This is a genomic window from Cellulomonas pasadenensis (assembly GCF_047229365.1).
Classification (GTDB): domain Bacteria; phylum Actinomycetota; class Actinomycetes; order Actinomycetales; family Cellulomonadaceae; genus Cellulomonas.
Genome location: NZ_JBFTEP010000136.1, coordinates 1 through 9049 on the forward strand (window position 1 = coordinate 1; position 9049 = coordinate 9049).

Genomic DNA, 9049 nt, shown 5'->3' on the forward strand with positions numbered 1-9049 from the left:
CGTCGCGGCGGCGCGGGGGCGGACCGGGTCGCGTCGCGGCGGCGGCGCGGTCCCACAGGACGGGCGACGGGTGCGGCAGCCACAGGTGCACGTCCCGGTGCGCGGCCAGCGCGTCGAGGACGTCGAGGTGCGCCTCCGGGAGGCGGGTCGCGCCGAGCACGGACAGGCGGACCGGCAGGTCGACCACGCCCGGGTCGGCGCGGACGGCGTGCACGGCGGTCGCGAGCCGCTCCGCCGGGCTCGGGGTGCCCACAGCCGCCCGCACGGCGCGCCAGAGCGGGGGCTGCCACGCGAGGTCGTGGGGGAGCGGGCCGCCGAGGCCGTCGTCGTCCCGGCCCGACGCCCACGCGGTCACGAGCGCGGGCCGTTGCGCGCCGTACGCGGTGACGGTCGCGGCGAGCCGGCGGGCGAGCCGCAGGCGTCGCCCGGTCCCCGCGTCGGCCCCCACGTGCCGGACGAGGGGTGCGGCCCAGGGCGCGCCGGCGGCCACGGCGTCGTCGAGGGCGCGCAGCACCGCCCACGTCAGGCGCTCCGGCTCCCAGGGGTCCTCGTCGGCATCGACGCCACCGGCGACGGCGACGACGCGGCGGACGAGCCGCGCGGGTGGGTCGAAGTCGATGCGCGCGCACACCCCGCCCTCGCCGTCGGGCCCCGCGCCGAGCCGGTGCGACAGCCGCTGCGCGACCCAGCGCTCGACTCCGCGCGTCGGCACCGCGACGACCTCGCGGGCGAACGGGTCCGCGTCGGGCGGCTGCTGCGCGAGCACGTCCGCCAGCGCGTCGACGAGCACGTCCGCCCGCGCGGCGGTGTGCACGCGCAGGCGTCCGCCGTCGCGTCCGGGCCCCGTCACGCGACGCACGCTAGCCGACCGGCCCGACAGGTCCGGGGCACCGCCCGGCCCGGTGGACGCACCCGTCCGCCCCCGGGGCTGGGGTCGGCTCAGCGCCAGGTGCCGCGTGCCCGCAGCACGTCCCGCAGCAGGTCCGCGCGGTCCGTGACGAGCCCGTCCACGCCCAGGTCGAGCAGCCGGTGCATCTCCGCCGGCTCGTCGACCGTCCACACGTGCACGGCGCGGCCGGCGGCGTGCGCGGCGGCCACCGTGCCGGCGTCGACCACGCGCAGCCGGCCCTGTGCCACCGGGACCTGCAGGCAGTCGACCTCGCGCAGCGCCCGCGCCGCCGCGCCCGCCGCCCGCAGCCGGTGCGCCGCCAGGAAGCGGGCCACCTCGCGGGTGCCCGCGGACGTCGCGACGGGACGTGACAGCCGGGCGAGCGTCGCGCGCCGGCGCGCGTGCGAGAAGGACGTCACGCAGACGCGGTCGTGGGCGCGCGTGCGCTCGACCGCCTCCGCCACGGGGCCGACCGCACGCGCGTCCTTGACGTCCACGTTGACGTGCAGGTCCGGCCACGTGCCCAGCAGCTCGTCCAGCCGCGGCACCGGCTCGCTGCCGCCGATGCGCGCCTGCCGCACGCGGGACCACGGCAGGCGGCCGACCTCGCCGTGCCCGTCCGTCGTGCGGTCCAGCGTGGCGTCGTGGAGCGCGACGGCCACGCCGTCCGCCGTCGCGTGCGCGTCCGTCTCGACGTAGCGGAAGCCGAGGTCGACGGCGGCGGCGAACGCGGCGAGCGAGTTCTCGCGGCCGTCGAGCGAGAAGCCGCGGTGCGCGAGGGCGACGACGCCCGACGGGTCGTCGAGGTAGGGGTGCGGCACGTGCCCAGCCTCGCCGGTCCGGGCGGGCCGGCGCACGCGCGACCGCCCCGCGTTCACCCGGTCGTCACCGGTCCCGCACCGCCGGGTCGGCGGGTTGTCGGTTTCGTCCTGTTGCCTGGCGCCCATGAGTCGTTCACTGGGACGTATGAGACGCAGCGTCGTGCCCTCGCTGGCCCTGGCCGCCGTGCTCGCCCTGGGCGCCGGGCTGGTCCCGTCCGCGGCGGTCGCCGCGCCCGTCGGACCGGCTGCGGAGGTGGACGGCGCGCCGACGGCCGCCACCCTCGACGGCCGGCACGGCCACGACCGCGGGCGCGGCACCGTGACCGTGCCGACGCTCGTCGCGCGCGCCACGCTGCCGGCCGACTTCCTCGCCGAGGGTCCGCCGTCGGGCGCGCTGGCGTCGCCCGCCAACGGCCGGCAGGGCCCGTTCGCCGGGCAGGTGGTCCCCGGCTTCTCGGGCGCGGTCGACGCCGGCGACGGCACGTTCTGGGCGCTGCCCGACAACGGCTTCGGCACGAAGGCGAACTCCGCCGACTTCCTCCTCCGGATCTACCGCGTCACGCCCGACTGGCAGACCGCCGACGGCGGCAGCGGCGAGCTGCGCGTCGGCGAGCACCTGGCGCTGCGCGACCCGGACGGCCACGTCGACTTCCCCATCACGCAGGAGGGCACCCCGGAGCGGCTGCTGACGGGGGCCGACTTCGACGTCGAGTCGGTCGTGCGCGCGCCCGACGGCTCGTTCTGGATCGGCGAGGAGTTCGGGCCGTTCCTCCTGCACGTCGACGCGACCGGGAAGCTGCTCGCGCCGCCCGCGCCGCTGCCCGGTGCGACGTCGCCGCAGAACCCGTACCTGCAGCCCGGCGAGCAGCCGACCATCGGCGCGTCCTCGGGCTTCGAGGCGCTCGCGGGCCTGCGTGACGGCCGCTACCTGTACCCGGTCCTGGAGAACGCGTACACGGCCGACCCCGACCGGCGCCGCCGCGTCGTGCACGAGTTCGACACGCGTCGCGGGCAGTACACCGGCCGCACGTGGGACTACCGCGCGGACCGCGAGGGCGACCTCGTGGGCGACGCGTTCTGGGTCGGCAGGAACGAGATGCTGCTCGTCGAGCGCGACAACGTCGACGGCGCGGCCTCGGTCGTCAAGCGCGTGTACCGGGTCGACCTGCGCCGCGAGGACCGCCAGGGCTTCCTCGAGAAGGAGCTGGTGCTCGACGCGCTCGACATCGCCAACCCCTACGGCATCGGTGCCGGCGACGGCTACGGCACGGGGGACCCGTTCGGCCTGCCGGTGCAGTCGTTCGAGACGGTCGTGCAGCTGCGTGACGGCCGCCTGCTCATCGGCAACGACAACAACTACCCGGGCAACGCCGCGCGCGTGCCGGGCACGCCGGACGACACCGAGATGGCGCTCGTCGAGCTGCGCCGCGAGCGCGTGCGGCCCGGTGAGGTCGAGGTCATCGCGCACCGCGGCGCGAGCGGGTACCGCCCCGAGCACACGCTCGCGGCGTACGCGCTCGCGATCCGCCAGTGCGCCGACTGGATCGAGCCCGACGTCGTCTCCACGAAGGACGGCGTGCTGGTCGCGCGGCACGAGAACGAGATCGGCGGGACCACCGACGTGGCGACCCGTCCGGAGTTCGCCGACCGGCGCACGACCAAGACGGTCGACGGCCAGCAGGTGACCGGCTGGTTCACCGAGGACCTCACGCTCGCCGAGCTGCGCACGCTGCGCGCGAAGGAGCGCATCCCCGCCCTGCGCCCGGGCAGCGCCGCGTTCGACGGCCTGTACGAGGTCCCGACGCTCGCGGAGGTGCTCGACCTGGCACGGCACTCGGTGACGTGCGACGGCGAGCCCGTCGGCGTCTACCCCGAGACGAAGCACCCGTCCTACTTCGACGGCATCGGCCTCTCGCTGGAGGAGCCGCTCGTCGCGGCGCTGCGCGCGGCGGAGCTCGACGGCAAGCGCGACCGGGTCGTGGTGCAGAGCTTCGAGACGGGCAACCTGCGCGACCTCGACCGCATGACGAAGGTCCGGCTGGCGCAGCTCGTGAACTGCTCGGGCGCCCCGTGGGACCTCGTCGCCGCCGGTGACCCCCGCACCTACGCCGACCTCGTCTCGCGCGAAGGGCTGCGCGACGTCCGGCGGTACGCCGACGCCGTGGGCCTGTGCAAGGACGTGGTGATCCCGCGGGCGGCCGACGGCACGCTCGGCGAGCCGACGCGCGTCGTGCGCGACGCGCACCGCGCCGGGCTCGACGTGCACGCGTGGACGTTCCGGGCGGAGAACCAGTTCCTGCCGACCGACCTGCGCAGCAGCGCGGACCCGGCGGCGCACGGCGACCTGCCCGCGGAGATCCGCGCGTTCGTCGACGCGGGCGTGGACGCGGTGTTCTCCGACCACCCCGACGTCGCGGTCGCGACGGTCGGCTGAGACCACCGGCGGCGCCCCGGCAGGGAGGGGCCGGGGTGCCGCCGGTGACGTGCGGGCGGCGCGGCGTCGCCCGCGCGGCATATCGACAATCGATATACCCCAGCGCTACGCTCGAACCGCCCGGCCGGCGTCACCGTGACGCCGCGGCGCGGGCGCGAGGGGGAGCCGTGCCGTCCTTGACCACCGACCGTGCGACCGGCCGCGTCGCGCGGCTCGCCGGGCTCCTGCGGATCGCCGGGGTGCTCGGTGCCGTCGGTGGTGTCGCGTACGCCGTCAACGGCATGACCCAGGCGCGCGCCCTCGTGAAGGTTCCCGTCACGCTCGCGCAGCGGGAGCAGGGCTCCGGCGCGGGGAACGTCCGGGTCACGGTCGACGAGATCGTGGCGCGGGGCGACGGCTGGTTCGCGGGCGCGGAGCCCGGCGGCCTCACGGCCGGCGTCCCCGACGGCGCCCTCACCCTCGCCGCGTGGGACTCCACCCGTCTGGAGCAGGCGCTGGGCCGCGGCGACTGGCTCGTCGGCGGGCTCGCGCTGCTCGCCGTCGCGCTCCTGCTCGGCCCGGTCCTCAGCGCGGTCGCGGAACGGCGTCCCTTCGCGCCCGGCACCGCCCGGCGGCTGGCCGTGGCGGGCGTGACGGTGGCGGTGGCAGGGCAGCTCGCGAGTGCCCTGCCGCACGCGGCGGGTCTGCTGGTCCTCGAGCGGACCGGGCTCGCGGGTCCGGCGTTCTCGTCGCTCCCCGCGCTGGTGCTCTGGCCGATCGCCACCGGCGTGCTGCTGGTCGTGCTCGCCGTCGCGTGGGCGCAGGGCGAGCGCCTCGCCGCCGACGTGGACGGGCTGGTGTGAACGCACCCGAGCACCGGGTCGTCTGCCGCCTCGACCGCCTGCTCGCGGAGCGCGGGATGACGCTCGCCGAGCTCGCCGAGCGCGCCGGGGTCACGGCCGTCAACCTCTCCGTGCTGAAGAACGACCGGGCTCGCGCCATCCGTTTCAGCACGCTCACCGCTGTGTGCGACGTCCTGGGGTGCACGCCGGGTGATCTGCTCGCGGTCGCACCCCGCCGGGACGACGGCAGCGGGTGATGTCCGCGCCCGTGGCGCGTGGCTCGAACACCTGTTCGATACGATGGGCGTCATGCCGGACCGCCCCGCCCCGCTCTCCCCGTTCCCGCCCGGACGTCGGGAGGTGGCCAACAGCGAGGTGCCGGAGGGCATCCCCACCCGCCCGCAGGGCGACGTGCCGGTCATCGTCCGCGTGGTGTGGACCGACGGGTCGGAGGAGTGGCGTCCCGCGCGCGCCGTGCGCTGGACGCGTGGGCACGTGATGGTGGCGTGGCGCGACGACGCCGCCGACCCCCGCACCGAGCGGCACACGTGGCTACGGGCGGGGGACGTCGCGCGGTCCGTCAGCTGGTTCGTGCCGCCCGAGCGGGCGGCGGGCGGGCCGGGGGGAGGCCCGCCCGGCGCCGGGGTGTCGGCCGGGGACGTCGTCCGGCACGGGCGGCCCGCGTGAGGCGCCGGGCCCGGGGCCGGCTCAGCGACGCTCGCGGCGGTACAGCGCGCGCGACCACACGTACCCGGCGATCCCGATGACGACGCACCAGGCGACCGCCGGCGCGGTGGGCGTCCCGTCGAGCGGGGCGCCCGCGAGCAGGCCGCGGACCGTCTCGATGATCGGCGTGAACGGCTGGTGCTCCGCGAACCAGCGCACGCCGGCGGGCATGGTCTCCACCGGCACGAACCCGCTGCCGAGGAACGGCAGCAGCAGCAGGATCATCGGGGTGTTGCTCGCCGTCTCCACGCTGCGGGCGTTGAGGCCCATGGCGACGGCCAGCCAGTTGAGCGCGAGGCCGAGCAGCACGAGCATGCCCAGCAGCGCGAGCCCGCCGAGCGCGTCGGTGTCCGGCCGGTAGCCCATGGCGACGGCCGCCGCGAGCACCAGCACCAGCGCCGCGAGGGCCTGCACCACGAAGCCGATCACCTGGCCGGAGAGCACGGATCCCGGCGAGATCGCCATCGTCCTGAACCGCGCCATGATCCCCGCCGCGGCGTCCATCGCCGCGCTCGTCGCGACGGACGTCGCACCGCCGACCACGGTGAGGACCAGCAGCGTCGGCGTGATGTAGTCGAGGTACGCCGCGCGCCCCTCGGCGCCGGGGGCGACGCCGGGCGCCACGCCGGCGCCGAACGCGCCGCCGAAGACGTAGACGAAGAGCAGCAGCATCACGAGCGGGCCGAGGACGAGGAACATCGTCAGGCCCGGGTAGCGCACGGCGCGCAGCAGGTTGCGGCGGAGCATCGTCAGGGTGTCCGCCACCGGGCGGGCGTGGGCAGCGGGCGCGGCGGTGCGGGCGGTCGTCACGGCAGTCATCAGGCCACATCCCTCGTGCTCGGGTCGGACGGGGCGGTGGACGGCTCGGGCTCGGTGGACGGCTCGGTGGACGGCTCGGTGAGGCGCAGGAAGACGTCGTCGAGCGACCCGGTGTGGTGCGCGGCCTTGAGCTCGGCGGGGGTGCCCGCGGCGACGACGTGACCGCCGTCGATCACGACGACGCGGTCGGCGAGCCGGTCGGCCTCCTCGAGGTACTGCGTGGTGAGCAGGATCGTGGTGCCGCCCGCCGCGAGGGCCCGCACCTCGCCCCAGAGCGTGCGGCGGCTGCGCGGGTCGAGGCCCGTGGTCGGCTCGTCGAGGAACACGACCGCGGGGGAGCCGACGAGGGTCATGGCGAGGTCGAGCTTGCGGCGCATGCCGCCCGACCACGTCGCGACGGGCCGGCGCGCGGCGTCGACCAGCGCGAACTGCGCGAGCAGGGCGTCGACGCGCTCGCGGCCGGCGCGCCGCCCCAGGTGGTGCAGCGACGCCATGAGGCGCAGGTTCTCCACGCCGGTGAGCAGGTCGTCGACCGCGGACACCTGGCCCGTGACGCCGATCGCGGCGCGCACCGCCTGGGGCTCGGTGGCGACGTCGTGCCCGGCGACGCGGGCGGTGCCGCCGTCCGCGGCGAGGAGCGTCGACAGGATGCCGACGGTGGTGGTCTTGCCGGCGCCGTTCGGGCCGAGCAGGGCGGTGACGGTGCCGGCGGGGACGGCGAGGTCGATCCCGTCCAGCACGGTGCGGTCACCGAAGGACTTGCGCAGTCCGCGCACGTCGACGGCGAGGTCGTGGGTCATGGCCGGTTCTCCTGACTGCGGTCGGTGGAGCAGGTCGTGGAGCGGGTCGTGCCGGGTGGAGCCGTGCGGGCGGTGCGTGGGCGACGGACGCGTCAGGGGCGGCGCAGGATGACGTCGCCCCACCCCGTGCTGGCGCAGACCTGCGCGGTCTCCTCGTCGTCCACGGGGCCCTGCGCGGGGGTGAGCTGGTTGCGGACGGAGCCGCGCTCGGAGGTGACGTCGAGCCAGGCGGCGGTGCCCTCCGGCACGCCGACCTCGATCGAGCCGTAGGAGGAGGTGAGCGTCACGCTGCCGGACTCGACCCGGCCGACGCGGATGCCGGCGTGCGCGGCCTTGGCGGTCACCGTGCCGCGCACCCGGCCGACGAGGATGTCGGCGTGCGCGCCGACCACCTGGAGCGCCCCCGTGACGGACCCCACCTCGGTGGGGCCGTTCGCGGCACGCACCGTGCCCTCGCCGGCCATGTCGTCGATCCGCACGTACCCGGCGCTGACCTTCACCTCCGCGGTCCCGGTGACGCGCCCGACGACGACGGACCCGGCCGAGACCCGGAGGGCGAGGCGGGCGGCCTCGTCGACGCGGGCGTCGCCGCCGTTGAGCGACAGGTCGACCTCGCCGAGGCGCCCCTCGGAGTAGAGGGTGCCCGCCTTGCCCCGCAGGTGGGAGCCCGCCGGCACCTCGATGGTGACGCGGGCGCCGCCGGCGGAGAACGGCAGCACGTACTGCTTCCACGCCGACGGGTAGACGATCGTGACGGCGTCACCGTCGCGGGCGACGCGCGTCTCCTCCGCGGCGCGCACGGCGCCCGACTTGCTCGGATCCGCGGGCAGGACGGTCACGACGACGTCGTCCCGCTCGCTCGCGACGACGTGCAGGTTGCCGAAGGGGACGTCCACGACGACGGGGACGGGCGTGGACGTGGGGAACGTGGGCATGACGACTCCTCGCGGGTGGTGTCAGGGTGGTGTCAGGCGGTGCGGGACGGTTCCCGGCGGCCTGTGGCGTCGTGCGGGTGGTGGCGGGTGGTGCGCCGGGGGCTCAGCGCACCCAGCCGGTGAGACGGGTGCCCCCGCCGTGCTGCTGCGGTGCGGGCGGGTGCGCGGCGGGCTCCAGGGCGGCGGCGACGGCACGGACCAGCCACGAGTTGACGGACACGCCGTCGCGCGCCGCGGCGACCTCCACCTGGGACTTCAGGTGGTCCGGCAGCCGCAGGGTGGTCCGGGTGGTGGCGCCGTCGTCGCCCTCGGTCGGCACGGCGGCCGGTGCCGCGGCCGGTGCGGCCGGTGCGGCCGGCGCGGGTGCCGCCGGTGCGGTGGGGACGTCGACGACGAACTCGGGCTCGCCGCCGCGCAGCCGCACGTCCACCGAGCCGGGGGCCAGCTCGGTCGAGATCTCGCCGGCCGCGGCCGAGAGGGCGTCGAGCAGGACGAGGCGCACGGCGGCGTCGAGGGGTGCGGTGAGACGGTCGGCGAGCTGGCGGGCGTCCTCACCGCCCGCCGCGGCCGCCGTGGCGAGCCGGTGCTGGAGGTCCTCGACGTAGCGCGTGATGTCCATGACGTCAGAATGACACCACAGTGGTGTCATGGCAAGAGCCGGTCGTCGGCGGCTGTCCGGCCGGCGGTCGGCCCGGGGCGTCGTTCAGTCGGCGTACCCGACCGACGCCCACAGGTGCGTCGCGGCCCACGCGCGCCGGCCCGTCCAGGCGAGCCCCGCCGCGGCGACGTCCCGCGCGTGCGGCA

The 9049-nt window shown here is 76.7% G+C and carries 10 protein-coding genes; 4 read left to right on the top strand and 6 right to left on the bottom strand.

The annotated features are described in order from the left end of the window. The coding region (locus tag AB6N23_RS15345) for an exodeoxyribonuclease V subunit gamma (protein ID WP_412866869.1) at window positions 1-850 on the bottom strand (850 nt) is incomplete at its 3' end. 89 nt (window positions 851-939) lie between these two features. Continuing rightward, complete coding sequence (locus AB6N23_RS15350) at window positions 940-1710, bottom strand: glycerophosphodiester phosphodiesterase family protein (RefSeq protein ID WP_412866870.1); 771 nt, start codon at window positions 1708-1710, stop codon at window positions 940-942. Window positions 1711-1855: 145 nt separating this feature from the next. On the opposite strand from AB6N23_RS15350, the gene AB6N23_RS15355 reads away from it, so the two are divergent. The 4 genes from AB6N23_RS15355 to AB6N23_RS15370 all read left to right on the top strand — a co-directional run bounded on the left by AB6N23_RS15355 (window position 1856) and on the right by AB6N23_RS15370 (window position 5652). Continuing rightward, window positions 1856-4144, top strand: a complete 2289-nt coding sequence (locus AB6N23_RS15355; protein ID WP_412866871.1) for an esterase-like activity of phytase family protein — start codon at window positions 1856-1858, stop codon at window positions 4142-4144. A gap of 176 nt (window positions 4145-4320) precedes the next feature. Next, entirely contained in the window at window positions 4321-4986 is a 666-nt protein-coding gene (locus AB6N23_RS15360) for a hypothetical protein (RefSeq protein ID WP_412866872.1), read from the top strand. Further along, window positions 4983-5222: a helix-turn-helix domain-containing protein gene (locus tag AB6N23_RS15365; RefSeq protein ID WP_412866873.1), complete on the top strand. Its 240-nt coding sequence runs from the start codon at window positions 4983-4985 to the stop codon at window positions 5220-5222. Before AB6N23_RS15360 ends, AB6N23_RS15365 begins: the two co-directional genes overlap by 4 nt. Window positions 5223-5274: 52 nt before the next feature. After that, window positions 5275-5652 carry a hypothetical protein gene (locus AB6N23_RS15370; protein WP_412866874.1) on the top strand — a complete coding sequence of 126 codons (378 nt, stop codon included), beginning with the start codon at window positions 5275-5277 and terminating at the stop codon, window positions 5650-5652. 21 nt (window positions 5653-5673) lie between these two features. Here the strand turns inward: AB6N23_RS15370 and AB6N23_RS15375 are convergent, their stop codons facing one another. From AB6N23_RS15375 to AB6N23_RS15390, 4 genes are all read right to left on the bottom strand, one after another. Continuing rightward, a complete protein-coding gene (locus AB6N23_RS15375) occupies window positions 5674-6510 on the bottom strand; it encodes an ABC transporter permease (protein ID WP_412866875.1) in 837 nt (278 codons plus the stop codon). After that, window positions 6510-7310 (bottom strand): ABC transporter ATP-binding protein, encoded by an 801-nt coding sequence (locus AB6N23_RS15380; RefSeq protein WP_412866876.1) that lies wholly within the window; start codon window positions 7308-7310, stop codon window positions 6510-6512. Before AB6N23_RS15380 ends, AB6N23_RS15375 begins: the two co-directional genes overlap by 1 nt. A 92-nt stretch (window positions 7311-7402) precedes the next feature. Next, window positions 7403-8245 carry a DUF4097 family beta strand repeat-containing protein gene (locus AB6N23_RS15385; RefSeq protein ID WP_412866877.1) on the bottom strand — a complete coding sequence of 281 codons (843 nt, stop codon included), beginning with the start codon at window positions 8243-8245 and terminating at the stop codon, window positions 7403-7405. Window positions 8246-8348: 103 nt separating this feature from the next. Further along, window positions 8349-8864 (bottom strand): histidine kinase, encoded by a 516-nt coding sequence (locus AB6N23_RS15390; RefSeq protein ID WP_412866878.1) that lies wholly within the window; start codon window positions 8862-8864, stop codon window positions 8349-8351. Window positions 8865-9049 lie beyond the last annotated feature (185 nt).